The sequence below is a fragment of the Rhodococcus sp. RDE2 genome, assembly GCF_020885655.1.
GTDB classification, from domain to species: domain Bacteria; phylum Actinomycetota; class Actinomycetes; order Mycobacteriales; family Mycobacteriaceae; genus Rhodococcus; species Rhodococcus pyridinivorans.
In genome coordinates this window covers 892,201-917,867 of record NZ_AP025186.1, presented here as the reverse complement: position 1 = coordinate 917,867, position 25,667 = coordinate 892,201, and the positions used below count along the sequence as shown (strand labels likewise).

At 68.6% G+C, this 25,667-nt stretch carries 22 protein-coding genes; 14 read left to right on the top strand and 8 right to left on the bottom strand.

Annotation, left to right across the window (positions count from 1 at the left end; all coding sequences use genetic code 11):
- Position 1 precedes the first annotated feature (1 nt).
- The gene (locus LPH33_RS04375; RefSeq protein ID WP_229567247.1) at positions 2–721 is read right to left on the bottom strand and encodes a GAF and ANTAR domain-containing protein; all 720 of its coding nucleotides are present in this window, start codon (positions 719–721) and stop codon (positions 2–4) included.
- An 84-nt stretch (positions 722–805) separates the two neighbouring features.
- A complete protein-coding gene (locus LPH33_RS04370; RefSeq protein WP_026061804.1) occupies positions 806–1,990 on the bottom strand; it encodes an acyl-CoA dehydrogenase family protein in 1,185 nt (394 codons plus the stop codon).
- 125 nt (positions 1,991–2,115) lie between these two features.
- Here LPH33_RS04370 and treS point away from each other — a divergent pair, with 125 nt between their 5' ends.
- Together treS and LPH33_RS04360 are read left to right on the top strand one after the other, a co-directional pair.
- A complete protein-coding gene (gene treS / locus LPH33_RS04365) occupies positions 2,116–3,939 on the top strand; it encodes a maltose alpha-D-glucosyltransferase (RefSeq protein ID WP_016695679.1) in 1,824 nt (607 codons plus the stop codon).
- Positions 3,936–5,330, top strand: a complete 1,395-nt coding sequence (locus tag LPH33_RS04360; RefSeq protein ID WP_160873772.1) for a maltokinase N-terminal cap-like domain-containing protein — start codon at positions 3,936–3,938, stop codon at positions 5,328–5,330. Before treS ends, LPH33_RS04360 begins: the two co-directional genes overlap by 4 nt.
- Before the next feature lie 64 nt (positions 5,331–5,394).
- On the opposite strand, the gene LPH33_RS04355 is transcribed toward LPH33_RS04360, so the two are convergent.
- Entirely contained in the window at positions 5,395–7,818 is a 2,424-nt protein-coding gene (locus LPH33_RS04355) for an ATP-dependent Clp protease ATP-binding subunit (RefSeq protein WP_229567245.1), read from the bottom strand.
- Positions 7,819–7,968: 150 nt separating this feature from the next.
- Here LPH33_RS04355 and LPH33_RS04350 point away from each other — a divergent pair, with 150 nt between their 5' ends.
- Genes LPH33_RS04350 through LPH33_RS04340 form a run of 3 tightly spaced genes read left to right on the top strand, consistent with a single transcriptional unit; the run spans position 7,969 to position 11,201 of the window.
- Positions 7,969–8,433, top strand: a complete 465-nt coding sequence (locus LPH33_RS04350) for a MarR family winged helix-turn-helix transcriptional regulator (RefSeq protein WP_024103053.1) — start codon at positions 7,969–7,971, stop codon at positions 8,431–8,433.
- Positions 8,430–8,852, top strand: a complete 423-nt coding sequence (locus LPH33_RS04345; RefSeq protein WP_016695683.1) for an organic hydroperoxide resistance protein — start codon at positions 8,430–8,432, stop codon at positions 8,850–8,852. Before LPH33_RS04350 ends, LPH33_RS04345 begins: the two co-directional genes overlap by 4 nt.
- A 48-nt stretch (positions 8,853–8,900) precedes the next feature.
- Positions 8,901–11,201 carry a DEAD/DEAH box helicase gene (locus LPH33_RS04340; protein ID WP_229567244.1) on the top strand — a complete coding sequence of 767 codons (2,301 nt, stop codon included), beginning with the start codon at positions 8,901–8,903 and terminating at the stop codon, positions 11,199–11,201.
- Between the two features lie 54 nt (positions 11,202–11,255).
- Here LPH33_RS04340 and LPH33_RS04335 read toward each other — a convergent pair whose 3' ends face one another.
- A complete protein-coding gene (locus tag LPH33_RS04335) occupies positions 11,256–12,143 on the bottom strand; it encodes an oxidoreductase (RefSeq protein WP_229567243.1) in 888 nt (295 codons plus the stop codon).
- A gap of 165 nt (positions 12,144–12,308) precedes the next feature.
- Between LPH33_RS04335 and LPH33_RS04330 the strand changes: the two genes are divergently transcribed.
- The 5 genes from LPH33_RS04330 to LPH33_RS04310 all read left to right on the top strand — a co-directional run bounded on the left by LPH33_RS04330 (position 12,309) and on the right by LPH33_RS04310 (position 17,220).
- Positions 12,309–13,487, top strand: coding sequence for an RNA polymerase sigma factor (locus LPH33_RS04330; RefSeq protein ID WP_229567242.1), 1,179 nt, complete (start codon positions 12,309–12,311; stop codon positions 13,485–13,487).
- A 101-nt stretch (positions 13,488–13,588) separates the two neighbouring features.
- Entirely contained in the window at positions 13,589–14,311 is a 723-nt protein-coding gene (locus tag LPH33_RS04325) for a GntR family transcriptional regulator (RefSeq protein WP_229567241.1), read from the top strand.
- A 136-nt stretch (positions 14,312–14,447) separates the two neighbouring features.
- A complete protein-coding gene (locus LPH33_RS04320; RefSeq protein WP_160873767.1) occupies positions 14,448–15,965 on the top strand; it encodes an NCS1 family nucleobase:cation symporter-1 in 1,518 nt (505 codons plus the stop codon).
- A gap of 6 nt (positions 15,966–15,971) precedes the next feature.
- Positions 15,972–16,706 carry an aspartate/glutamate racemase family protein gene (locus LPH33_RS04315; RefSeq protein ID WP_229567240.1) on the top strand — a complete coding sequence of 245 codons (735 nt, stop codon included), beginning with the start codon at positions 15,972–15,974 and terminating at the stop codon, positions 16,704–16,706.
- A 79-nt stretch (positions 16,707–16,785) separates the two neighbouring features.
- Positions 16,786–17,220: a GNAT family N-acetyltransferase gene (locus LPH33_RS04310; RefSeq protein ID WP_059384207.1), complete on the top strand. Its 435-nt coding sequence runs from the start codon at positions 16,786–16,788 to the stop codon at positions 17,218–17,220.
- Positions 17,221–17,271: 51 nt separating this feature from the next.
- Here the strand turns inward: LPH33_RS04310 and LPH33_RS04305 are convergent, their stop codons facing one another.
- Positions 17,272–18,138, bottom strand: a complete 867-nt coding sequence (locus LPH33_RS04305) for an oxidoreductase (protein WP_229567239.1) — start codon at positions 18,136–18,138, stop codon at positions 17,272–17,274.
- A complete protein-coding gene (locus LPH33_RS04300) occupies positions 18,128–19,123 on the bottom strand; it encodes an alpha/beta hydrolase (protein WP_254072913.1) in 996 nt (331 codons plus the stop codon). The genes LPH33_RS04305 and LPH33_RS04300 overlap by 11 nt, the downstream gene beginning before the upstream one ends.
- 169 nt (positions 19,124–19,292) lie before the next feature.
- Here LPH33_RS04300 and LPH33_RS04295 point away from each other — a divergent pair, with 169 nt between their 5' ends.
- Together LPH33_RS04295 and LPH33_RS04290 are read left to right on the top strand one after the other, a co-directional pair.
- The gene (locus tag LPH33_RS04295; protein ID WP_229567236.1) at positions 19,293–20,213 is read left to right on the top strand and encodes a pseudouridine synthase; all 921 of its coding nucleotides are present in this window, start codon (positions 19,293–19,295) and stop codon (positions 20,211–20,213) included.
- Positions 20,214–20,241: 28 nt separating this feature from the next.
- Complete coding sequence (locus LPH33_RS04290) at positions 20,242–20,748, top strand: SRPBCC domain-containing protein (protein ID WP_016693033.1); 507 nt, start codon at positions 20,242–20,244, stop codon at positions 20,746–20,748.
- A gap of 46 nt (positions 20,749–20,794) precedes the next feature.
- On the opposite strand, the gene LPH33_RS04285 is transcribed toward LPH33_RS04290, so the two are convergent.
- Complete coding sequence (locus tag LPH33_RS04285) at positions 20,795–21,340, bottom strand: flavodoxin domain-containing protein (RefSeq protein ID WP_016693032.1); 546 nt, start codon at positions 21,338–21,340, stop codon at positions 20,795–20,797.
- A 164-nt stretch (positions 21,341–21,504) separates the two neighbouring features.
- On the opposite strand from LPH33_RS04285, the gene LPH33_RS04280 reads away from it, so the two are divergent.
- Complete coding sequence (locus tag LPH33_RS04280) at positions 21,505–23,037, top strand: CYTH and CHAD domain-containing protein (protein ID WP_145691335.1); 1,533 nt, start codon at positions 21,505–21,507, stop codon at positions 23,035–23,037.
- A 148-nt stretch (positions 23,038–23,185) separates the two neighbouring features.
- Positions 23,186–24,079: a universal stress protein gene (locus LPH33_RS04275; RefSeq protein WP_088897845.1), complete on the top strand. Its 894-nt coding sequence runs from the start codon at positions 23,186–23,188 to the stop codon at positions 24,077–24,079.
- A 70-nt stretch (positions 24,080–24,149) separates the two neighbouring features.
- On the opposite strand, the gene LPH33_RS04270 is transcribed toward LPH33_RS04275, so the two are convergent.
- On the bottom strand, positions 24,150–25,661 hold the full coding sequence (locus tag LPH33_RS04270; protein WP_420714475.1) for an AAA family ATPase: 1,512 nt from the start codon (positions 25,659–25,661) through the stop codon (positions 24,150–24,152).
- Positions 25,662–25,667: the final 6 nt, after the last annotated feature.

Here is a 25,667-nt window from a genome sequence, read left to right as displayed (position 1 = left end):
CTCACCACCCCGCGTCGACCACGTGCCCCGCGATTCGTCGCAGGGGCACGTTGCGTTCCTGGGACAGCTTCCGGAGCAGGACGAACGCGTCGTCGGCGCCCACCGCGAAGCGTTCCATGAGCATGCCCTTCGCCTGCCCGATGACGTCGCGGGACGCGAGTGCGTCGCGCAACTGTTCCTCCTGGCGGGAGGCGACCAGCGCGATCGCCGCGTGGGTCGCCAGGCTCGTGCCCACATCGACGCTGTGTTCGTCGAACGCTTCCGCACGGGAACTGTGCACGTGCAGTGCTCCGTGGACCTCGCCGGTGTACAGGCACAGCACCAACGCCGATCCGACACCGGCGGCCGCGGATCCGGAAGAGACTGCAGGCCAACGACTCTCACATCGCATGTCGGTGACGAGAATCGTCCTGCGCTCCCGCATCGACTCCACGCAGGGGCCGTCGCCCGCTTCCCGCTGCAGTGCGTCGACCACGCTCGGCAGCGGCCCGGTCGCGGCGCGGGATTCGAAGCACAGACCGGACGTGCGCACCGCGATCCCGGCCTGCTCGGCGCCCGGGATCAACTCGACGGCCGACGAAGTGATCAGGCTCAGGGTGTCGTCGAGACACGCGGATTCGGCGCGCATCCTGCGCGCCACGTCGTCGATCGAACAGCGCCATCGTCCCTCGGGCCGTGCGCCGCTCGACCGCTCCCTGTTGCCGACCTCCCCCGATGCCACGCCACATACTTGCACCCGCCTCCCGGCGTGCCGAAAGACCCTAGGGCGGGGAGCCGATCGGACCGATCACGAACGGCCGGCGGTCTACCGCCACGGCACGCGTTCCGGGTCGCGCAGCATCCGCCGTGCCGTGGACATCCGGTGCACCTCGTCGGGGCCGTCGTAGATGCGGGCGTAGCGCGCCCGCCGGTACATCCCCTCGAGCGGTGTGTCGGCGGTGAGGCCGAGCGCCCCGTGCACCTGGATCGCGCGGTCGACGACATCGTGCAGCATCTGCGCGCCGCGGAACTTGATGAGCCCGATCCGGACCCGGGCGTCCTCCCCTGCGTCCATCACCCGCGCGGCGTCCAGCGTCATCAGACGTGCGGCCTGGATGTCGGCGGCGGATTCGGCGATGTAGCGCTGGATCTCACCCTTCTCGGCGAGCAGCGATCCGTGGGCGAAGCGCGAGTTGGCGCGGGCACACATGAGTTCGAAGGCTCGTTGGGCCTGGCCGAGCCACCGCATGCAGTGGAAGATCCGTCCCGGCCCGAGCCGGTCCTGCGCGACGACGAAGCCGTTGCCGCGTTCGCCGAGCACATTCTCCTCGGGAACCCGCACACCGTCGTACCGCACCTCGTAGTGATCGCTCGGGTCGTGCCCCATCGTGGGGATCGCCCGCACGATCTCGAGTCCTGGGGTGTCGATGGGCACGATGATCGCGCTGATGCTGCGGTGCAGCGGCGTCGACTCGGGTTCGGTCCGGGCGAAGACCGTGCAGTAGCCGGCCTGCGCGGCGCCGGTGGTGAACCACTTGTGTCCGTCGATCACCCATTCGCCGTTCTCGAGCCGGGCGGTGGTCTGCACGAGCACAGGGTCGGATCCGGCCACTTCCGGCTCGGTCATGCCGACGGAGGGCAGGATGTCGCCGGAGACGAGCCCGGGGATCCAGCGCTCGCGTTGTTCGGCGGTGCCGTGCCGCTGGATCATCAGGGCGTCCTGCATGGACACCGATCCCACCGCGAGCTGACCGTACTCGGAGCGTCCGATGATCTCGTTGAGGTAGACGAAGTCGAGGAAGGGAACCCCGCCCCCGCCCATCTCCTCGGGATGCCCCAGTGCCCACAGCCCGAGTTCCTTCGCCCTGTCCTTCAGACCGGCGAGCGCCTCGGCAGCCTTGTCGTCGTGGCGGCTCAGGACGGGTTCGAGAGGAATCACCTCGTCGTCGATGAACGAACGCATGCGGGTGCACAGTTCGGCCACCCGCCCTTCGGGCCGGTTCGCAGTCATGCCCGCCAATGTATCGGCGCACACGTGCACTCACATAGCGTTCCGTCCGGTACGGGTGTGGAAATCCGTCCGCCGGGGCATTCTGGGGCGAGTCCATCCTGCGACGCGACGAGCACGGAGGTGCCATGCCGGATCCGTCCGACCGAGTACCCGAATACGAACACACAGAAGACGGTCATCTCGTCGAGAGCCGGGCCGAGGACTTCGCCCATGCGCGCAGCCTGCCCGTGGACCCGGACTGGTTCAAGACCGCGGTGTTCTACGAGGTCCTCGCCCGCGCTTTCAACGACTCGAACAACGACGGCACCGGCGACCTGCGGGGGCTGACCGAGAAACTCGACTACATCGCGTGGCTCGGCGCCGACTGCATCTGGCTGCCGCCCTTCTACGATTCACCGCTGCGCGACGGTGGTTACGACATCCGCGACTTCCGTGCCGTGCTACCGGAATTCGGCACGGTCGAGGATTTCGTCATCTTCCTCGACGAGGCGCACAAACGCGGTATCCGCGTCATCACCGACCTCGTCATGAACCACACGTCCGACACGCACGCGTGGTTCCAGGAATCGCGGAGCGACCCCGACGGTCCGTACGGCGACTTCTATGTGTGGTCGGACGTCGACGACCGGTACCAGGAAGCCCGCATCATCTTCGTCGACACCGAGACGTCGAACTGGACGTGGGATCCGGTGCGCAAGCAGTACTACTGGCACCGGTTCTTCTCCCACCAGCCCGACCTGAACTACGACAACCCCGAAGTGCAGGACGCGATGCTCGACGTCCTGCGCTTCTGGCTCGATCTCGGCATCGACGGGTTCCGCCTCGACGCGGTCCCCTATCTGTTCGAGCGCGAGGGGACCAACTGCGAGAACCTCCCCGAGACGCACGCCTTCCTCAAGAAGTGCCGTGCGGTGATGGATGCCGAATATCCCGGCCGGGTGATGCTGGCGGAGGCGAACCAGTGGCCCACCGACGTCGTCGAGTACTTCGGCGAACCCGAGATCGGCGACGAGTGCCACATGGCCTTCCACTTCCCGCTGATGCCGCGCATCTTCATGGCGGTGCGGCGGCAGAACCGCTTCCCCATCTCGGAGATCCTCGCCCAGACCCCACCGATCCCGAAGACCGCCCAGTGGGGCATCTTCCTCCGCAACCACGACGAGCTGACCCTCGAGATGGTGACGGACGAGGAACGCGACTACATGTACGCCGAGTACGTCACCGACCCGCGGATGCGCGCCAACATCGGCATCCGTCGTCGTCTGGCGCCGTTGCTGGAGAACGACCGCAACCAGCTCGAGCTCTTCACCGCCCTGTTGCTGAGCCTGCCCGGCTCCCCCGTCCTGTACTACGGCGACGAGATCGGCATGGGCGACAACATCTGGCTCGGCGACCGCGACGCGGTGCGGACCCCGATGCAGTGGACCCCCGACCGCAACGCGGGTTTCTCCCGCGCCGACCCGGGCCGGCTGTACCTGCCGGTGATCATGGATCCCACCTACGGGTACCAGGCGGTGAACGTCGAATCGCAGATGAACTCGACGAACTCGCTGCTGCACTGGACGCGGCGGATGATCCAGGTCCGCAAGCAGCATCCGGCCTTCGGCAAGGCCTCGTTCACCGAACTCGGCAGCGCGAATCCCGCGATCCTGTCCTACCTGCGCGAGATGGCGCCCGGCCCGGAACGCAACTACAGCGACGTCATCCTGTGCGTGAACAACCTGTCGCGCTATCCGCAGGCGGTCGTCCTCGATCTGTCGCGCTTCGCCGGGTGGATCCCGGTGGAGCTGACCGGGTCCGTCCCGTTCCCGACGATCACGGAGGAGGGTTACATGATCACCCTGCCCGGTCACGGATTCTTCTGGTTCGCCCTGCAACCCGATCCGTCGAAGGAGGGACCGGGCGAGCATCCGGTGAGCAGCGAAGCGGAAGCGGCGGTACAGCCATGACGAGCAACAACGAGCTCTATCCGGACGAGCGGCTCGTCGAGGACCTGCGCGAGTGGATGCCGCACCAGCGATGGTTCGCGGCCAAGGGCCACACCGTCACCAGGATCGGTGTCGTCCTGCGTCATCCGCTCGTGGAGGAGCCCGGTTTCGGCGCCGACCACGTGATCGTGAAGGTCTCGTTCGACTCGACGGCGGACCAGATCTATCAGGTGCCCCTCGGCTTCCGTCCTCATCTCCCCGAGGAACTGCAGTCGTGGAGTGTGGTCGGTCCCGACGATTCCCACGACCACGGCCTGCACGTCTACGACGGCCTCCGCGATCAGGAGATCCTCGACCGGTACTCGCGCAATCTGGCGAGCGGCACCCCCGCCGGTGCGGTGGAGCTCCACACCGTGCCGGGTGCAGTCATCGAACAGGGCCTGCGTGGGCGTGCGCTGAGCGCGGAGCAGTCCAACACCTCCGTGGTGCTCGGAGAGAAGTTGCTGCTCAAGATGTTCCGTCGGCTCACGCTCGGCATCAATCCGGACGTCGAGCTGCCGCTCGCACTCGGTGAGGACGGGTGCCGGTCGATCGCCCCGATCCGGGCGTGGATCGAAGCGGAGGTCGACGGGGTCCGGACCACGCTGGCGATGGTGCAGGACTTCGCGGCGAACTCGGCCGACGGCTGGTCGATGGCGCTCGGCAGTGTCCGGGATCTGCTCCTCGAAGGCGATCTGCGCGCCGACGAGGTGGGCACCGATTTCGCCGGGGACTCGCACCGCATCGGCGCGGCCGTGGCGGATGTGCACGCCCATCTCGGCTCGGCGCTCGGCACGGACGAACGCGACGCCTCCGAGCTGGCCGAGGGCATGATCCACCGGCTCGAGGCTGCGGCGGCCGAGGTCCCCGAACTCGTCGAACTCTCCGACGCGATCCGGGCCCGGTTCGGCGAGGTCGCCGCGCTGGGCAAGGTGCGGGTGCACCGCATCCACGGCGACCTGCATCTCGGACAGGTGTTGCGCACCCCCGAGCGCTGGTTGCTCATCGACTTCGAGGGCGAGCCCGCGAAGTCCCTCGAGGAGCGCCGCAAGCCCGACAGTCCGTTCCGGGACGTGGCGGGAATGCTGCGGTCGTTCGACTACGCCGCACACCATTCGATCCGTGAATCCGAACAGGGCGCGGCCGTGGAGTCGCAACGGGAGTTCCGGGCCCGGGAGTGGGCCGAACGCAACTGCGCCGCCTTCTGCGACGGTTACGCGGCCGCCTCGGGCACGGATCCGCGGGACTCCGACGTCCTGCTGCGCGGCTACGAGCTCGACAAGGCGGTCTACGAGGTGGTCTACGAGGCACGGCACCGCCCCTCGTGGCTGCACCTGCCGCTCGAGGCGATCCGTCGTCTCACCACCCGCTGAGCACCGCCCGAACACGGGAAGGGGAGAGATGCCGTGGCATCTCTCCCCTTCCTCGTCGTGCGGGTCAGCTCACCTGGAGCAGCAGCTCGTCGTCGACGACGTCCGCCGTGACCCGGTTGCCCTCGGCGAGAGCGTCGTCGAGCAGCATGTCGGCGATGCGATCGTCGACCACCCGGGAGATCGAGCGGCGCAACGGTCGGGCACCGAACTCCGGCTGGTGACCGTTGCGGGCGATCCACGCCACCGCGTCGGCGGTGACCTCGAGATCGATCCCCTTGCTCTGCAGCCGCTTCCGGCTGTCGTCGAGCAGCAGCTCGGTGATCCGGTGCAGCTGGTCGTCGTCGAGCTTGCGGAACATCACGATCTCGTCGATGCGGTTGAGGAACTCCGGCCGCATCGATTCGCGCAGCCGTCCCATGACCCGGTCGCGCAGCGGCTTCTCGGCCGCCTCGGCGTCACCGGTGGTGAAGCCGAGGGCGCCACCGCGGCTCGAGATGATGTCCGAACCGAGGTTGCTGGTCATGATGACGACGGTGTTGGTGAAGTCCACCGTGCGTCCCTCACCGTCGGTGAGGCGACCGTCGTCGAGGACCTGCAGCAGCGTGTTGAACACGTCCGGGTGCGCCTTCTCGATCTCGTCGAGCAGCACCACCGAGTAGGGGTGGCGACGCACCTGTTCGGTGAGCTGCCCGGCCTCGCCGTAGCCGACGTAACCGGGAGGGGCACCGACGAGACGGCTCACGGTGTGGCGTTCGCCGAACTCGCTCATGTCGATGCGCAGCATGGTGCGCTCGTCGCCGAAGAGGACCTCGGCGAGTGCCTTCGCGAGCTCGGTCTTGCCGACGCCGGTGGGACCGAGGAACAGGAAGCTGCCCACCGGACGACGCGGATCGCTCATGCCGGAGCGGCTGCGCCGCACGGCGCGTGCCACGGCGTGGACGGCTTCGTCCTGCCCGACGACGCGCTTGTGCAGCTCGTCCTCGAGAGTGCGCAGCCTCTCCTTCTCGGCACGGGTCATCTGCGAGGCGGGAACCCCGGTGGCCCGCGAGACGATCTCGGCGATCAGCTCCGGGTCGACGGTGGGAGTTCCCTCGCCCTCACCGTCCCCACCGTCGATCCGCACCTGGATGCGGAGGATCTCGTCGCGGATGCGCGAGGCCTCCTCGTACTGTTCGGCCTCGACGGCGCGATCCTTCTCGGCTTCGAGTTCGCCCAGCCGCGAACGCAGTTCGGTCACGTCGGTGCGCGGCACCCGCAGGCGCAGTCGTGCACCGGCCTGGTCGACGAGGTCGATCGCCTTGTCCGGCAGGTGCCGGTCGGGCAGGTACCGCATCGACAGGTCGACGGCCGCTTCGAGCGCTTCGTCGGTGTACCGGACCTTGTGGAACTCGGCGTACCGATCGGCGAGACCCTTCAGGATCGCGACGGCGTCGTCGCGTGCGGGCTCGTCGACCGTGACGGGCTGGAAACGACGTTCGAGCGCCGGATCCTTCTCGATGTGCTTGCGGTACTCGTCGAGGGTGGTCGCGCCGACGACGTGCAGTTCACCGCGGGCGAGCTTCGGCTTCAGGATGTTCGCCGCGTCCATGGCGCCCTCGTTGCCGGCGCCCGCGCCGACGACGGTGTGGATCTCGTCGATGAAGACGATGAGCTTCCCCTGCTGGGCGGTGATCTCGTCGAGTGCCGCGGTGAGGCGTTCCTCGAAGTCGCCCCGGTAGCGGGTTCCGGCGACCATCGCCGTCAGGTCGAGCTGGACGATCCGCTTGTCCTGCAGGATGTCCGGGACGTCGCCGTCGACGATGCGCTGGGCGAGTCCTTCGACGATGGCGGTCTTGCCGACGCCGGCCTCACCGACGAGCACCGGGTTGTTCTTGGTGCGTCGGGCGAGGATCTCGATCGTCTGCTCGATCTCGTCGGCACGGCCGATGACGGGGTCGATGCCGCCGCCGCGAGCCCGCTCGGTGAGGTCGACGCCGAACTTGTCGAGGGTCGGCGTCGTGGTTTCCTCCGCGACGGGAGCCGCGGGGGTGGGCTGCAGTGCGGTCTGCAACGCCTGTGGGGTCACGCCCAGCGATGCCAGCAGGCGTCCCGGAGCGCGGGTCTGGTCGGCCGCGAGTGTGAAGAACAGGTGCTCGGGGTCGATGTAGGTGGAGCCGAGCGCACGCGAGAGCTGGTGCGCTTCGAGGAGCGCGGTCTTCACGGCACCGGTCAGTGCGGGTGCGGAGACGGCCTCACCGGGGCGGCTCTGCGGCAGCCGCTGGTCGACGGCGGTAGCGACGTCGGCGGGGTCGGCTCCGGCGCGCATCATGACCGTGCGGGAGGGATCCTGCTCCGCCATCGCGCGGAGGAGGTGCAGCACGTCGAGTTCCGCGTCACCGCGGTCGGTGGCGTAGCGCGCTGCGTGGGCGAGGAGATCCTGGGTACCGCGGCTCATGAAACGTGTGATGTCGATTCGGCCGGGGCCACCAGGCCCGAAGAATGCCGGCATTCCGAAGCCTTTCTGTCGAACTTGAGCCATTCTCACTCAACTAACGTGCCCAGTGCGCCCTCAATTCCCACATGGAAGTGATCCGGAACACGTATCGAGTTGTGGCCATTAATGTTGTGCACAACAAAACTGCGCGCTACATTCATTCCCGTGCCGTCTCCACTCGAACTCGACCAGCAGGTGTGCTTCGCGCTCTACCGCGCCTCCCGCACCATCACGGCCGCCTACCGGCCGCATCTCGACCGGCTGGGCATCACCTACCCTCAGTACCTCGTGCTCCTGGCACTGTGGGAACGCGATGCGCGAGGCGTGCAGGATCTGTGCGACTCGCTCGATCTCGACACGGGCACACTGTCCCCCCTGCTCAAACGGCTCGAGGCCGCCGGATACGTCGAACGACGCCGGCAGCAGACCGACGAACGTCGTGTCGTCGTCCACCTCACCGAAGCGGGAGATGCACTCCGGACAGAGGCCGCGGACATCCCCGGCTGCGTGACGCGGGACAGCCGGTTCGACGTCGACGAACTGGTCGCGCTACGCGAGACGCTCCACCGCCTGACCGCCGCGTTGCAGGAAGCACCCGGCGCACTCTCGAAGAAAGGCAGGACATCGTGAACATCATCTACACCGCCGAAGCACTCGCCACCGGAGCAGGCCGCGACGGCCACGCCCGCACCAGCGACGGCAAGCTCGACGTCGACCTGTCCATCCCCACCGAGATGGGCGGCAGCGGCAAGGGCACCAATCCCGAACAGCTCTTCGCCGCCGGATACGCCGCGTGCTTCCACTCGGCGCTGCAGATGATCGCCCGGCAGGAGAAGGCGGACGTCAGCGACTCCGCGGTCGGCGCCCGCGTCGGCATCGGCCCGACCGACGGCGGCGGATTCGGTCTCGCCGTGACCCTCGAGGTCACCCTGCCGAACCTCCCCCGCGAGCAGGCGCTCGAGCTCACCGAGAAGGCCCACCAGGTGTGCCCGTACTCCAACGCCACCCGCGGCAACATCGACGTCACCCTCGAGGTGACGGAGGACTGAGTCACCCGGCGCTGCGCACGTGTCCGCGCCGACCCGTAGCGTGGACACGTGCGCACGCAGGACCGGTCGCAGCTCGCGCTGTTCGCGACCGAACTCGATTTCCCCCTCGACGACTTCCAGGTCGAGGCCTGCCGCGCCCTCGAGGACGACCGCGACGTCCTGGTGTGCGCCCCCACCGGGGCGGGCAAGACCGTCGTCGGTGAATTCGCCGCCCGTCTCGCGCTCGCAGCGGGCGGACGCTGCTTCTACACCACCCCCATCAAGGCGCTGAGCAACCAGAAGTACCTCGACCTGTCGCGCCGCTTCGGCGACGACCGTGTCGGTCTGCTCACCGGCGACATCTCGCTGGACCCGCACGCGCCCGTGGTCGTCATGACCACCGAAGTGTTGCGCAGCATGCTGCACGGCGGCTCCCCGCTCCTGCACGGACTCACCCACGTCGTCATGGACGAGGTGCACTATCTCGCCGACCGCGAGCGCGGTGCGGTGTGGGAGGAAGCGATCCTCTCCCTTCCCGACGACGTGCGGCTGACCAGCCTGTCTGCCACGGTGAGCAACGCCGAGGAGTTCGGCGGCTGGCTGCGCGGCGTCCGCGGCGACCTCGCGGTCGTCGTCGAGGAGACCCGGCCCGTCCCGCTCACCCAGCACATGCTCGCCGGCGGGCGGCTGTTCGACCTGCTGTCCCCGTCCGGCACCGTCGACGAGACCCTCGAGCGGTACATCGCCCACCGTCAGCTCGTCGAGGCCGCACCCGGCCCCGCGACCGGCCGTGGGCGGCGACGGCGACGTGCACGCGGAGCACCCGGACCGGCCGGCGCCGACCTGCCCGAGGTCGTCGCCCGGCTCGAGGCCGAACAACTCCTGCCGGCCATCTGGTTCCGGTTCAGCCGCAACGGCTGCGACGACGCCGTCGCCGAATGCCTCGAATCGTCGGTCCGTCTCACCGAGGCGGCCGACGTCGCCGAGATCCGCGCGGTCGCCGACCGGCACACCGCCGCCCTGCCGCCCGCCGATCTCGACGCCGTCGGTCACACCGAGTGGCTCGAAGGACTCGAACGCGGTTTCGCCGCGCACCACGCCGGCCTGATCCCGGCCTTCCGTCACACCGTCGAGGAGTTGTTCGCTCGCGGTCTCGTGCGGGTCGTGTTCGCCACCGAGACCCTCGCCGTGGGGGTGAACATGCCGGCGCGCACCGTCGTCCTCGAACGCCTCGTCAAACCCACCGCCGACGGCCCGGTGCGCCTCTCCCCCGGCGAATACACCCAGCTCACCGGTCGCGCCGGCCGCCGCGGCATCGATGTCGAAGGCCACGCCGTCGTGCTGTGGAGTCCCGAAGCCGCCCCCGCGACCGTCGCCGGTCTCGCCGGCGCACGCTCGTACCCGCTGCACAGTTCGCTGCGCGTCGGCTACAACACCGCGGTCAACCTGGTCGCCGGTCGCGGCATCCCCGGCTCCCGGGACTTCCTGCGACGCTCGTTCGCCCAGTTCCAGGCCGAACGATCCGTCGCAGCGCTCACCGACGCCGTCCGCGCGAACACGACGACGCTGCGCGATCTCGACACCGAACTCGGGGACGTCGAGGGCTTCACCGAGTACCGGCACCTGTGCGACCGGCTCGCCGAGGCACGGCGCTCCGGTTCGGCCGAACTGGTGACGTCACTGGCACGGGCGGTGCGGTCACATCCCTCACATCGACGCGGCGACAGGGAGCGCCTCCTCGCCCTCTCGGCGCGACGCGCCGCGGTGCACGGCGACACCGAACGGATGCGGTTGCAGATCGACACGGTCACCGGACGCCTCGTCGAGACCTTCGATCGCACGCTGGATCTGCTCGAGGAGCGGGGTTATCTGCTCCGCGACCCGATGGGCGGGTCGGCCTACGTCACCGACGACGGCCGTCGCCTGGGCCGGATCTACTGCGCGAACGACCTTCTCGTCGCCGAATGCGTGCGGACCGGGGCGTGGTCGGGACTGACGCCGGCCGAACTCGCCGCCGTCGCCTCGAGCGCTCTGGGCGAGACCCGGCGCCGCACCGTCGGAGTCCCGGGACGCACCACCCCGGCGATCGACGAAGCGTTGCGCGCCACCTCACGGCTGTGGAGCGAACTCGCCGGACGCGAGGAACGCCTCGGCCTGGACGTGGGACCGGATCCGGATCCGATCGCCGTCGCCGCGATCCACCGCTGGGCACGCGGGGACGGACTCGCCGCCGCCCTGCGCACCGCATCGGACGCGGGGCTCTCGGCGGGCGATCTGGTCCGGCGCTATCTGCGCACCCTCGACCTCGTGGATCAGACCGGACTGTGCCGACGAGACGATCTGCCGCCGGTCTCGTTCACCCTGACCTGAGAACTGCAGCCCTGCAGGATGTGCGTTATCGAGAGCTCTAGGGCATCGAGAGCTCTAGGGCATCGAGTACTCGACGGAGCACAGCCGCTCCGACAGTTCCCACAACCTCCGCGCCAGGATCTCGTCGCGTGACCGCGAGGTGGACTGCACCCGCTTCGGCCGGCCGCGCATCTCGAAGAAGGAATCCGGCCCGTAGTAGCCACCCGGCTCCGCCTCCGGGGAGGTCGCCGCGTAGAGCGTCGGGAGCGCACCCTGCTGCGGGGACTGCCCGATGATCGGGGTGACGAGTTCGACGATCTTCCCGTGCCAGGACTCGCTGCGGTACTGCAGATTCGTCGACGAATAACCCGGATGCGCGGCAAGCGAACTCACGCTCGATCCGGCTGCGGTCAGGCGCCGCTGCAGTTCGTACGCGAACAACAGGTTCGCCAGCTTCGACTGCCCGTAGGCGAGCCACCGCTCGTAGCGGCGACGTTCCCAGTTGATGTCGTCGAGATCGATGCTGCCGATGCGGTGCATCGTGCTGCTGACCGTCACCACCCGGTCGGTGATGCGGTCGAGCAGCAACCCGGTGAGCGCGAAGTGGCCGAAGTGATTGGTCCCGATCTGCATCTCGAAACCGTCGGCCGTCCGCCGCAGCGGCACCGCCATGACGCCGGCGTTGTTGACCAGGACGTCGATGCGCTCGTGCTCGGCACGCACCTCGTCGGCGAACGCACGGATCGACGAGAGATCCGCCAGGTCCAGACGGCGCACGGTGGCGCGGTCGCCGAGATCGGCCGCGACCGACTCACCCTTGGCGACATCGCGGCACGCGAGCACCACCTCGGCACCGGCGTGCGCCAGCGCCCGGGCGGTCTCCGCACCGAGTCCGCTGTTGGCCCCCGTCACGACCATCGTGCGTCCCGACAGATCCGGAATATCGTTCGTGGTCCACCCCATGCCCGCCACCCTACGGACGCGCGCCGCGCGGCGACACCCCCGTTTCCGGCGTCGACGGGCCCGATGGATCGCATCCTCGCCGTGGGGCGCACCTGCTCGTAGACTTCCCCGGAACTCACGACCGCAGGCGCGCGGGGGCGCATACACGACAGGGAGGTTCCATCGATGGGGCACCACCCCGGACGTCCGGACCGCGAACTCGCCGCAGCGTTGCGGAACGGGGAGCCGGACGCCACGGCAGCGGTCTTCGACCGTTTCGCCCCCGGCCTGTACGCGTACGCGTGCGGCTTCGTCGCCGTGTCGTCGGCCTCGGACGTGGTGTACGACGCGGTCTGGACGGCGACCGCGCGGATCCGGTCGCTGCGCGACGAGAGCCTCCTGCGGGCCTGGCTCTACGCCGCGGTCCGCGCCGAATGCATCCGCGTGCTCGAGCGCACCGGCTCCGCCCTCGAATATCTCCCCGCGGCCGACCCCACCTACCAGGCCGCCTCCGACGTCCTCGACGTCCGTGAGGCGGTCCACCTGCTCGACGGCACCGCCCGCGAGGTCGTCGACCTCACGGTCCGGCACCACTTCTCGTCCCACGAGATCGAGGCGATGCTCGGTTCCGCCGGCGACGGACGTGTCCTCGCCCATGCGCAGGACTTCGTCGACCGCGCGGTGCCCCGCGTGCCGAACGCCCTCGGAACGTTCTCACTTCTCCCCTTCACCCCGCTGCCCGCACACCTGCGGGGACGGCTGCTCGCGGTGCAGCCCTCCGAGGCGGAACTGATCGATCTCGGGCGCCGGCTCGAACCGCTGGACCGGGAGGGCTTCCCCCGTCGCGATCGTCGCGCGAAGCGCACCGTTCCCGTCATCGCGGCATCGGTGGCGGTGTTCGCGGTGCTGGGCGTCGGCGCGTTGTTCGTGTTCCCGCAGGCCGAGCCCGTCGAGCGGCAGGTCCTGCGTCCTGCCGCCGAGCCGACGCTCGACATCGGGTCACCGTTCGCGACGACCACGACCACAGCGACGACCGAGACCACGACAACCACCGCGCCCGCGGAGACGACGACGGAGGAACCCGAGGCCGAGGCACCGGTGGTGACCACCACCTCGGCACCGACCGCCGAGCCGGCTGCGGAATCCACCGCTGCCCCCACCACCACGGCGACGTCGACCGCCGGTGGTTTCACCAGGCGCGGCGGGCCCGGACGCGACACCGAGCCGGACGAGGACCGCCCCCGCCGGGACACCGAGGAGAGCGACGCGCCGAACACGGGGACGCCTCGCCCCACCACGGGTACGCCCACCACGCCGCGGCCGATGCCGACGCTGCCGACCTTCCCTCCGCGCGGCGGCGCGTGAGGGCGCATCCCTGTCACGCAGCGGAGACGAGGACGTAACACGACGGGTCTACCTTCGCGGAGTCGAGCACTCGCATTCCGGTGACGAAGGAGGACCCGGTCGTGGCACCACGCCGTAGATCCGCGTTGCTGGACGAGCTCCGCGTCGACGTACCGGGCCGCCCGCAGGACGTGATCCTCGAGGAGCTGCGTCGCGCCTTCCTCTCCGGAGCCGCACCCCCGGGCACACCGATCCCCGTCGGGGAGGTCTCGGAGTTGTTCGGGGTGAGCCGCATCCCGGTTCGGGAGGCACTCAAGACCCTCATCGGCGAAGGCCTCGTGACCCACCGGCAGAACCACGGATACATCGTCGCCCAGCTGACGATCGCGGAGCTGCGCGAGATGTACCTCGTCCGTGAGACTCTCGAATCGGCATCGCTCGCGGCGGCCGTGCGCAACGCCACCGAGGAGGACGACCGGCGCGTCGAGGAGTCACATCGACTTCTCGAACGCGCTGTGCAGGAAGGCGACTCGCGTAGCTATCACCGCGAGAGCCGCGTCTTCCACATGGCCCTCACCAGGCCGTCCCGCATGCACCGTCTGCTGCACATGCTCGAATACGCCTGGAACATCACCGAACCCGTGCAACCGATGGTGCACGTGAGCGATTCCGAGCGCGCCGAACTCCATCGCGAGCACGAGGCGATGCTCACCGCCTTCCTCGCGCGCGATACCGACGCGCTGCTCGCGGCGTCCGAACACCACAACCGGCACCTCGACGTCGCCATCTCCGGCCTCACCGCCGAATCCGGCCTGCTTCCCGCGGAAGATATACAGTTCGGGTAACTCTCCGGCAATATCGCCCGGTTACGGTCTGCACATCGGAATTCACCACCGCCGTTGATGTTCCGTCGATCGATTCGACTCCGCCCACCGGCCTCGCACCGGGACACGGGCGGCTCCCCCTCGCACAGGAGCAGGCATGACCGAAGTGCTGACACCGAGCGCCGGCAGCGTCCCCGCCGCAGCCCCGCCGCCCGCGACCGGATACGACCCGCGGTTGACCAACGACGACCTCGCCCCGCTGAAGAACCAGCGGTGGGGTTCGTACAACATCTTCGCTTTCTGGATGTCCGACGTCCACAGCGTGGGCGGGTACGTCACCGCCGGCAGCCTGTTCGCTCTCGGTCTGGCCAGCTGGCAGGTCCTCGTGGCCCTGCTCGTGGGCATCACTATCGTCTACTTCTTCTGCAATCTCGTCGCCAAGCCCAGCCAGGTCACGGGTGTGCCCTATCCGGTGATCTGCCGCAGTGTCTTCGGCGTCCTCGGCGCGAACATCCCCGCGATCATCCGCGGGCTGATCGCGGTGGCGTGGTACGGGATCCAGACCTTCCTCGCCTCGGCGGCACTCGACGTGGTGCTGATCAAGCTGTTCCCCTCGCTCGCGCCCTATGCGGTGGTCGAGGACTACGGATTCGCCGGTCTGTCCGCACTCGGATGGGTCAGCTTCCTGACGCTCTGGGTGCTGCAGGCCTGCGTGTTCTGGCGCGGCATGGAGTCGATCCGGCGGTTCATCGACTTCTGCGGCCCGGCCGTCTACGTCGTGATGTTCCTGCTGTGCGGTTATCTGATCTCCCAGGCCGGTTGGAGCGCAATCGATCTGACCCTCGGTGAGGTCACGCACACCGGATGGTCGTCGGTGCCGGTCATGCTCGGCGCGATCGCCCTGGTGGTCTCGTACTTCTCCGGCCCGATGCTCAACTTCGGCGACTTCTCCCGGTACGGGAAGTCCTACGCCGCCGTCAAGAAGGGCAACTTCCTCGGTCTGCCGGTGAACTTCCTGGTCTTCTCGCTGCTCGTGGTGATCACCGCATCGCTCACGCTGCCCGTCTACGGCGAACTGATCACCGACCCCGTCGAGACCGTCGCCCGCATCGACTCGACCTTCGCGATCGTGCTCGGCGCGCTGACCTTCGCCATCGCCACGATCGGCATCAACATCGTCGCGAACTTCATCTCCCCGGCCTTCGACTTCTCGAACGTCAGCCCGCAGAAGATCAGCTGGCGCGCCGGCGGCATGATCGCCGCGGTGGGCTCGGTGCTCATCACCCCGTGGAATCTGTACAACAACCCCGAGGTCATCCACTACACCCTCGAAACCCTGGGCGCGTTCATCGGTCCGCTGTTCGGCATCCTCATCGCCGACTACTACCTCGTGCGCAAGCAGAAGGTGATCGTCGACGACCTGTTCACGATGTCGGAGAAGGGCGCGTACTTCTACCGCAAGGGCTACAACCCGGCCGCGGTGATCGCGACCGTCGTCGGCGCCGTGGTCGCGATGATCCCCGTGCTGTTCAACGATGCTCCCGGTATGGGTACCGCCGCCCAGTACAGCTGGTTCATCGGCTGCGGTCTCGGCTTCGTCGTCTACCACCTGCTCGCGACCCGTACCCGCCTCGCAGTCCGTCTCCCCGACCGGGTCGCACAGGAAGCAGTCTGATCCTCCATGTTCATCAAGGTCGTCAACCCGAACACCACGTGGTCGATGACCGCCACGATCGAGGCGTGTGCCCGGGCCGTCGCAGGTCCGGGCACACGCGTCGAGGCGGTCAGCCCCACCATGGGCCCACCCTCGATCGAGAGCCACTACGACGAGGCGCTCGCCGTGCCGGGCATCCTCAGCGAGATCGAGAAGGGTGAACGCGACGGCGTCGACGGCTACGTCGTCGCGTGCTTCGGTGATCCCGGACTGGACGCGGCGCGCGAACTCGCTGCCGGACCCGTCGTCGGTATCGCCGAGGCCGCGATGCACACCGCCGCGGTCCTGGGGCGCGGATTCTCCGTCGTCACGACGCTGGCCCGCACGACCGGACGCGCGTGGGACCTCGCGCACCGCTACGGCATGCGCGACGCGTGCCGGGGCGTGCACGCGTGCGACCTGCCGGTGCTGGCCCTCGACAGTGATCCCGACGCACGCAAGATCGTCACCGAGGCGTGCCTCGATGCCCTGTACGAGGACGGTTCCGACGCCATCGTGCTCGGCTGCGCCGGGATGGCCGACCTGTGCGCCCACATCTCCGCGAAGATCGGGGTGCCGGTGGTCGACGGTGTCGCGGCCGCGACGCTGACCGTGCAGTCGCTGGTCACCATGGGGCTGGCGACCGGCAAGCGGGGCGAGTTCGCAACTCCCCCGCCGAAGCGCTATACGGGACTGCTCGACGGGTTCACGACGGGCGGGTGAAGCCCGCCGACCCACCGTCACTGCCGGGTGAAGCCCGTCCCTGTCCTCCCGACAGAGTGGGTCCCCCTACGATCGGGGCGTGCCGTCCATCCACCATGCACCGCTGAGGAAGACCGACCCCGAGAGCCTGTACCGGATCGTCGCCCTGCGGACCGACGTGTTCGTCTTCGAGCAGGGCATCACCAGCGAACCGGAACTCGACGGCCGCGATCTCGACCCGACCACCGAACTGTTCTGGACGCGGGAGGGTGACGAGGTCCTCGCGACGCTGCGCGTGCTCCACGACGACGGGGACGTCGCCCACATCGGCCGTGTCGCCACCGCCCGGCACGCACGCGGGCGCGGCCTCGCCGCGGAGCTGATCGAGGCGGCGCTCGGGACCTGTCCGGGGGTGGTCGACATCTCGGCGCAGGCGTATCTGGAGCACTGGTACGCGCGATTCGGGTTCGTGCGCACCGGAGCGAACTATCTCGAGGCCGGGATCGACCACGTGCCGATGCGCCGCACCCCGTGACCGCAGGGCGCCCCTCGGGCGGCGGTCACGGGGTGCGGGCGACGACGCGTATCAGCCGATCTCGACATGGACTCCGGTGAGTTTCTCCGACAACTCCCACAGCCGCGTCGCGGTCTCGCGGTCGCGGGCGCGACGCCCCACGCCGGCGACACCGGGCGCTCCGTAGAGCAGGAAACGCGGACCGATGTAGCCGCCCGCGATGCCCGGATCGGAAGCGGCGAGCACGACCGATTCGGCTCCCTGGTCCGGGGTGCGCTGCAGGATCGTCTTGCCGAAACCGAACAACCGGTCGAACCACGTCCCCGTGTGACTGCCCACTTCGGTCGCCGCGTAGCCCGGATGGGCCGCGACGGCGCGCAGCGGTGAGCGGACCGCGGCGAGTCGTCGTTCGAGCTCGAGCGCGAACAGCAGGTTCGCGAGCTTCGACTGTGCGTACGCCGCGGCGCGGTTGTACGGGCGGCGTTCCCAGTTGAGGTCGTCGAGATCGATCCGGCCGATCAGATGGGCGGCACTCGACACCGTGACGACGCGACCGGTGATGCGCGGCAACAGCAGTCCGGTCAGGGCGAAGTGTCCGAGATGGTTCGTTCCCATCTGCATCTCGAACCCGTCGGCGGTGCGACGCAGCGGCACCGCCATGACCCCGGCGTTGTTGACCAGGACGTCGATCCGCCGATCGGCGAAGGCGTCCGCGAAGGCACGGATCGCCGAGAGGTCGGCGAGATCGAGCGACATCATCTCGGCCCGGGGGCCGATCTCGTCGGCGATGCGCTTGCCCCGGTCGACGTTGCGACCGGTGAGGACGACGGTGGCACCGGCAGCCCCGAGGGCCCGGGCCGTCGCTTCACCCACCCCGCTGGTGGCCCCCGTCACGACGACGGTGCAGCCGGCCAGCGATGTGGTGGCGTCAGGCGCCAATCGAGGACTTGAGCATCGGGAGCATCGCCCACAGCTCGTCCTGCCAGTAGCCCCACGAGTGGGTACCGACGATCGGGAACGAGAAGTGTGCGGTGTCGATCCCCAAGGTCAGCAGGCGCACCTGGAAGGCACGGTTCTGCGTGCGGGCGAGCGCTTCGAGACCCATGGCGTTGGTCGTGTTGAAGCTGCCCACCAGCGAGCTCGGCCGGTCGTACTGGCCGGGCAGGCCGCTCGCCGCGGAGATCCACATCGGCAGGCCGCGCAGCTGCGGCGCCGCGACGAACGGGTCGTGACGCAGCCACGCCGGGTTCCAGGGCGGTCCCCACATCGCGTCGGCGTTGTATCCGCCGGCGTCGAGCATGGCGAGACGGATGGCCTCGCGCATACCCGGAGCCGAGAGGTTGAGGTAACCCGAGAGCGAGCCGGCGAACTTGAACTGGTCGCGGTGGTAGGCGGCCAGGATCAGCGCCGCGTTACCGCCCATCGACAGGCCGACCACCGCGTTGTTGTTGCGGTCGATGCCATAGGCGTTCGCGAGATGGTCGGGGAGGTTCTGGGTGAGGAAGGACTCCCACTTGTAGGTGTAGGGCTGGCCGTTGAAATTGCTCGGCGCGTACCAGTCGGCGTAGAAGCTCGACTGTCCACCCACCGGCATGATCACGTTGACGCCGTGATCGGCGAGCCACGCCGCGTTGGTCTCGTGTTCCCAGCCGCTCACGTCGTCGGTGGCGCGCAGACCGTCGAGCAGATAGACGGCCTTGTTGCTGCCGTTGTTCGCTCGCCAGATGCGCACCTTGATCGCCCCGACCCCACCCGGTGCGGCGACCATGTCCTCGTGGAAGCGTTCGTACGGGTCGGCCGCAGCCGTGCCGGCACCGAGCCCGCTGAACGCGAGGGCCAGCGGAAGCACCAGTGCCGCCACCAGCAGCCGTACGAGAGCGCGTCCCCCCCGCCGACGGGTTCCGGTCTTCGCCGAAATCGTCACAACAAGCTCCCCTTGCACTCCAGTAACATTCTTCACTTCCGTCCCAGGGTATCGACGGTGCAGAAACCTTAAGCAGGCTTGCACACAATCGTTATCGTGGAAAGTCCGGCAGCGTTATCGTCCGGCCTTCGGCACTCGCATTCCGGTCGCACCGCTAGCCTGACGATCCGTGCCCGAAGCTCCCCTCCCCGTTCGCGACGGCCTGAACCCCACCCGCCTGCGACTGCCGGAAAACCCCAGTTGGGAGACCATAGCGGAGTTCCTGCTCGCGCGCTTCCCGAGCGATGCGACGCGCATCGCGGAGAAGATCGAATGCGGCGAAGTGGTCGTACAGGACGGCACAGCGATCACGCATTCGACCCCGTACGTCCCGCGCGAATTCGTGTATCTCTACCGTGATCCGCCCGCCGAACAACGCGTGCCCTTCGAGATCGACATCCTCCACCGCGACGAGAACCTGCTCGTAGTGGACAAACCGCACTTCCTGGCGACCACCCCGCGCGGCTCGTGGGTGACGGAGACCGCCGTCGTCCGGTTGCGCAAGGAACTGGAGTTGCCCGAACTGTCCCCCGTCCATCGACTCGATCGGCTCACGGCGGGCGTTCTGGTGTTCACCGTCCGGCGCGAGGCACGACGCGCGTACCAGATGTTGTTCGACCGGCGTCTCGTCGAGAAGGAGTACGAGGCGATCGCCCCGGCGGCGCCGCATCTCGACTTCCCTCGCGAGGTCCGCAGCCGCATCGTCAAGGAACGCGGAGTGCTGCAGGCACGCGAGGTCGACGGTCCCGTCAACGCCGTCACCCGGATCGACGTCACAGGCACGGCCGGCGGCCGTGCGCGTTACCGATTGCGTCCCGAGACCGGCCGGACGCACCAACTCCGGGTACACATGAACTCCCTGGGAATCCCCATCCTCGGCGACAACCTCTATCCGGAGGCGTACGAGGTTGGGCCGCAGGACTATTCGAATCCGCTGCAGCTTCTGGCCAGGTCCCTGTCGTTCCACGATCCGATCACAGGTCGGCCGACCCGCTTCGTAAGCCGACGAAACCTGGCAGCATGGAGTAACAGCACACCAGGACCCCGCTGACCGGCGAGTTCTCGTCTTGGAGGTTTCCATGGAAATCGGCAGCATCTCGCGTACCTATGACGGGCGGGTGGCCCTGCGGTTCGAACGCTCGTTCCCCCACTCGCCGGAGAGAGTGTGGCGGGTCCTGACCGATCCGCACCATCTCCGCGCCTGGTTCCCTGCCGACGTCGAGTTCGAGCTCACACCCGGCGCCACACTCGAATTCCGCTCGACGCAGGAACAGACCCGACGTTTCGGCCTGCCGGAAGGGCACACCACCATGGGCAGTGTCCTCACGGTGCGGCCCGCACGGATCCTGGAATACCTCTGGGATACCGACGTTCTGCACTGGGAACTCACTCCGGACGGCTCCGGCGGGTGCTGGCTCACCCTCACCCACACCACCGACGACGAGGAGGACGCCCTCGCACACGGCGCCGCCTGGCACGCCGGATTCGAGGTGGTCGAGGCCCAGTTGGAGGAACGTCCGGTCGACTGGTCGATCTGGGACCGCGCAGCCGAACTGAGCACGCACTATCAGGGAAGCTCGGGCTGATCGCCCGGCTCGGGATCCGGGCCGACCGCCCGGGTGGAATATCCGCCTAGCGGCGCGCCCCACGTCGCGCAGGAGCCGAACCGACGCCGTCGAGATCGTGTTCCCGGGCGGTCGTGCGCGCCACGATGCGCGCACCCCAGGCACCGATCGCGTCCCAGTCCCGGAAGTCACCGGAAGGGGCACCGACCATCCTGACAACCATCCGTTCGCCGGTGCCGAGCACCGCCGGATCCAACTTCCCCGGGAAGGTGCGATGTTCGACGGCCTCGACGCGTTCGGCGACGGCGCACGCGTCGTAGCACGTGTTCACCGACCTCCCGCCCGAGGCGACGGGACCCGACGAGAACAGGTAGACGTCGCGTTCGCGCAGTTCGGCCGCGTGCCGGTCGGAGAACTCCCGCGCGCTGCGCAGCCAGCGACTGCGGTAGACGGCACTGCCGAGCACCACGACGTCGTACGCGTCGACCTCGTCGACGTGCTCGGGCGCGTTCACGTCGACCTGCGCGCCGTGGTGGCGCATCGACGCGGCCAGCGCTGTCGCGATCTCCGCGGTCGAACCGTGCCGACTGGCCACCGAAACAAGAACCTTCATCATTACCTCCGGACCCGCGTCGAACCATGATCACCCCGGAACCGGGCCTTGACCAGGGCCGAAGTGCCCTTTGCCCGGTATCGGCAGATCACAGTCGGACGAACCCCCTCATATCGGACCGCGTGGCAAGGTGGACTCGACATAGACGGAGAAGGAGTAGATGCATGCGCAGCACATCGCCGGCGACCGTCGCGGAGGAGGCGGAACGCAAGTATTCCGCCCCCGGCGACCGGCCGCTTCCGGACTTGACGGGACTGCCGTCCGTCGATGCGATCGACGTCGACCGGTTCGAACTGTCGGCCCAGTACTACGACACCGCCGAGCTGAGCCTGCTGCGCTCGAAGATCACGCTCCGGAGGCGCGAGGGCGGTGACGACGCGGGATGGCATCTCAAACTGCCGTCCGGTATCGACACCCGCACCGAACTGCACTTCCCTCTCGGTGACGACTCGGCCGAGGACGTTCCCGCAGACCTCGAGTCCTTGTTGCGCGGCATCCGGCGCGGCGCCCCGCTGAGCCTGGCCGCTCTACTCGTGACCCGACGACATCGGCACCGACTCCGGTCGTCCGACGGCGGCCTCGTCGCGGAGGTGGTGGTCGACGATGTCGACGCCGTGCGCGGAGCCGACGGATCGGAGATCCGCTGGAAGGAGATCGAGGTCGAGTGGAATTCCACCCTCGGCGACAAGGCGGTCGGCCGATTCCTCACGGCGCTCGAGGAGCGCTTCGCGGCCGTCGGCATCACCCGTTCGGAGAGCCCGTCGAAGCTCCACCGCGTGCTCGGCGACCTGATCCCCACCCGCCCGTCGATCGCGAAGGGGTTGCTCCCGGTACGCGACTATCTCTCGAGCGAACTGCACACCCTGGAGCTGTCGGACATCGCGGTCCGTCGCGACACGCCCGACGCGGTGCACAGCATGCGCAAGGCCGCGCGGCGTCTGCGCAGCGCACTGCAGACCTATTCCGACGAGATCGTCGTCGATCACGATCTCGTCGACGAACTCCGTTGGCTCGGAAGACGTCTCAGCCCCTCACGCGATCTCGAGGTCCAATGGGAGCGGCTCGCGGATCGCGTGGCCGACATCCCGGTCGAATCGCACCGGGAAGCGACGAGGGCCCGTATCGACGAGTACTTCTCGGCCAGGTCGGAGTCCGCCCGCCTCGAGGCCGTCGACACCTTGAACTCGGATCGGTATGTCGGGCTGCTCACCCGCCTCGACGCAGCGATCGACGACCTCGCTCCCGCCACCGAAGCGGCGGGGGCGCGACCGAAGGTGGCACGGAAGGAACTGCTGCACGCGGTCGCAGCGCTGTCGAAGAAGGTCTCACGCCGCGTCGACAAGGTCGGCGACGCCGAGAACCCGGCGGAGCGCGACGCGCTGATGCACCGGGCCCGCAAGGGCGCCAAGCGGATGCGGTACGCCATCGAGGTGATCGCGCCGCTGCACCCGAAGCGTTCGGGACGGATCCTCGACCGGTTCGACGACTTCCAGGATCTGCTCGGTGAATTCCAGGACTCCGTCGTGGCGCGGGAACATCTCCTGGACATGCTCTCCGAGCAGGGGCACGCCGCCGAGACCAGTTTCGGGCTCGGGATCCTGTTCCGCATCGAGACCGAGCTCGGCGACGCGCAGGCCGCGCATCTGGACGGCGGCTGGAAGAAGGCCTTCCGCTCCGCCCGCCGATTGTGGACCTGATCGAGGTCCGAAGGCCCTGGCCCGGGCACCCCGGATCGGAGATCATGAAGATCGTCGACACCGGGCCACAGCCGCGTCGTGGCGGTAACGTGGCCTCGAGCCGACCGGCGCACGGGAAGCCGCGCGCCGCAACGAGAAGGAGATATCGATGAGCACACCGAGCACCCGCAAGGCAGTCGTCGCAGGCGTCGACGGCTCCGAGACGGCTGTAGCGGCAGCGCGGTGGGCCGGAGCCGTCGCGTCGCGTATCGGAGCACCCCTCCACCTCGTGCACTCGATGCCCCCGGAAGGCATCTTCTACAGCGAGGCCGCGGTGCTGGTGCAGTCGCAGATGATCCAGCAGCTCGAGGAGGACGGCAAAAAGCTCCTCGCCGACGCCGCCGAACGAGTCCGCGCAGATCACCCCGATCTCGAGATCAGCAGGTTCATCGGTCCCGGACCCGCAGCCAAGTCGCTGCTCGAGGCCGCCGAGGACGCACGCCTGGTCGTCATGGGCGCCACCGGCGCGGGTGCGCTGGAGAACTTCCTGCTCGGCTCCACCGTTCTGCGCGTCGCGAACCATTCACCCTGCCCGGTGGTCGTGTGGCGCGGCAACACCGATTCTCCGCTGCCCGATTCCCGGCCGATCGTCGTCGGTGTGGACGGCAGCGAATTGTCCGCTGCCGCAGTCACTCACGCGTTCGATCTCGCGTCGGCCCTCGGGGTTCCGCTCCGGGCAGTGCACTCCTGGCTCGGTGACGCCGCACTCGGTGTCGGCGCCACGGCCGCACTGGTCGACTGGGATGCCGTGGAGACCTCGGAGACCGCGGTTCTCGCCGAGACGCTGGCCGGCTGGAGCGATCGCCATCCCGAGGTCACCGTCGAGCGTGTGATCGACCGGGGCCCGGCCTCGAAGGTCCTGCTCGCGCACCTCGACGACGCCCAGCTCGTCGCGGTCGGAAGCCACGGGCGTGGCCAGTTCCGCGCCGCCCTGCTCGGATCCACGAGCCAGAACCTGCTGCACAAGGCTCCGTGCCCGGTGCTCATCGCCCGCAAGGTCTAGAACCGACCGTTCCGGGCCGACGGGGATCGCTTCGACGAAGCGATCCCCGTTCGCTGTTCCCGGGGCGCGATCACCAGGGCGCCGGACCGAGCATGCTCTCCAGCCGTGCCGCGTCGACGGTCTCGACACCCGTATCGATCGCCACCGCCTCCGGCCACGGATCCCGCCGACGGAGTTGCTGTTCGAGCACAGCAGGGGTCGCATCGGATGCATCGTCGCCGCGATCGGCGCGGGATGCCATCCGCTGCAACAGGATTCCCTTGTCCGCACGGCACTCGATCTCGATCACGTCCACTCCGGCGCCGTCCGCGACCTTACGGGCCGCGTCGCGCTGCCCGGACGACAACCAGGTCGCGTCCAGCACGACGGATCGCCCGCGGGCAAGAGCGGTCTCGGCGCGACGCAGCAGTTCCCCGTAGGTCGCCTCCGAATGCGCCGGTGCGTACAGACCGGCATCCGTACCGTCGCCGGTGCGGTCGGTGGGTTGCAGACCCGCCAACTCCTTGCGGACGACGTCGCTGCGCAGTACATCCGCTCCGAGATACGCACCGACCGTGCGCGACAGTGTCGTCTTGCCGGTCGCGGAGACACCACCGACGAGCACCATGCGCACACGTCCCCGGTCGAGATGTCCCTCGAGCAGCTCGACGAAACCGGTCGCCGTCTCCCGCGCCGCTGCATCACCCTGCTCGTAGCGCAGAGCGGTCACCTTCGCGCGCACCAACGCTCGATAGGCGATGTAGTGGTGCACGAGCGAGGAGGGCGGGTGATCGCCCGAGACCTCACCATATTGCTCGAGCAACCGCCGTGCTGCGGGTTCGGCACCGAGACGTTCGAGATCCATTGCGAGGAAGGCGAGATCGAGTACTGCGTCGCCGTAGCGCAACTCGTCGTCGAACTCGAGGCAGTCGATGATGCGCGGACCGTCGTCGAGACAGAAGATGTCGTCGGCGAGCAGGTCGCCGTGTCCGTCCACGGCCCGGCCCGCCGCGATGCGTTCGTCGAACAGCACCGCCCGGCCGGCGAGGTAACGGTGCACGGACTCCCGGATCCGCGTCAACGCCCCGGCACGATCCGCCCCCACCTCCAGCCGGCCGAGATGGTCGAGACTGAGATCCCACAGCTCGGCGACGAAATCCGCGGAGGCACACCGGTCGATCTCGGGACCGTGCGGCGAGGAGGCGTGCAGTGCGGCGACCTGCCGTGCCACCTCGTCGATCACCGCCGACACGTCCTCACCTCGACGGACCGCCGCGGCCAGGCGCCGGTCGTCGGGCAGCCGCACCATTTCGACGAGGTGCTCGCACAACTGTCCGTCCGGGCCGTGGACGTCCGCGACGCCCAGATAGACGTCCGGTGCGAGACGCCGGTTGAGCTCCACCTCCCGGTGGCAGATCCGTTCACGGGCCTCACGCGTGCGGTTGTCGAGGAAGCCCAGGTCGAGCGGCTTCTTCAGCTTGTGCACGCGCTCGCCGACGAAGAAGACCACCGACGAATGCGTCTCCCTCACCCCCGCGTAGCCGACACCCTCCGGTCCGGCACCTGTGGTCACTGCGCCCTCCCTGTCGTCGGCGGCTCCCACCGAGTC

Bases quoted from the DNA above. Each gene is read 5' to 3' on its own strand.
- LPH33_RS04275 (WP_088897845.1), top strand. From the start codon at position 23,186: ATGAGCACACCGAGCACCCGCAAGGCAGTCGTCGCAGGCGTCGACGGC.
- LPH33_RS04290 (WP_016693033.1), top strand. From the start codon at position 20,242: ATGGAAATCGGCAGCATCTCGCGTACCTATGACGGGCGGGTGGCCCTG.
- LPH33_RS04360 (WP_160873772.1), top strand. From the start codon at position 3,936: ATGACGAGCAACAACGAGCTCTATCCGGACGAGCGGCTCGTCGAGGAC.
- LPH33_RS04335 (WP_229567243.1), bottom strand. From the start codon at position 12,143: ATGGGGTGGACCACGAACGATATTCCGGATCTGTCGGGACGCACGATG.
- LPH33_RS04285 (WP_016693032.1), bottom strand. From the start codon at position 21,340: ATGAAGGTTCTTGTTTCGGTGGCCAGTCGGCACGGTTCGACCGCGGAG.
- LPH33_RS04320 (WP_160873767.1), top strand. From the start codon at position 14,448: ATGACCGAAGTGCTGACACCGAGCGCCGGCAGCGTCCCCGCCGCAGCC.
- LPH33_RS04370 (WP_026061804.1), bottom strand. From the start codon at position 1,990: ATGACTGCGAACCGGCCCGAAGGGCGGGTGGCCGAACTGTGCACCCGC.
- LPH33_RS04280 (WP_145691335.1), top strand. From the start codon at position 21,505: ATGCGCAGCACATCGCCGGCGACCGTCGCGGAGGAGGCGGAACGCAAG.
- LPH33_RS04355 (WP_229567245.1), bottom strand. From the start codon at position 7,818: ATGCCGGCATTCTTCGGGCCTGGTGGCCCCGGCCGAATCGACATCACA.
- treS (WP_016695679.1), top strand. From the start codon at position 2,116: ATGCCGGATCCGTCCGACCGAGTACCCGAATACGAACACACAGAAGAC.
- LPH33_RS04315 (WP_229567240.1), top strand. From the start codon at position 15,972: ATGTTCATCAAGGTCGTCAACCCGAACACCACGTGGTCGATGACCGCC.
- LPH33_RS04330 (WP_229567242.1), top strand. From the start codon at position 12,309: ATGGGGCACCACCCCGGACGTCCGGACCGCGAACTCGCCGCAGCGTTG.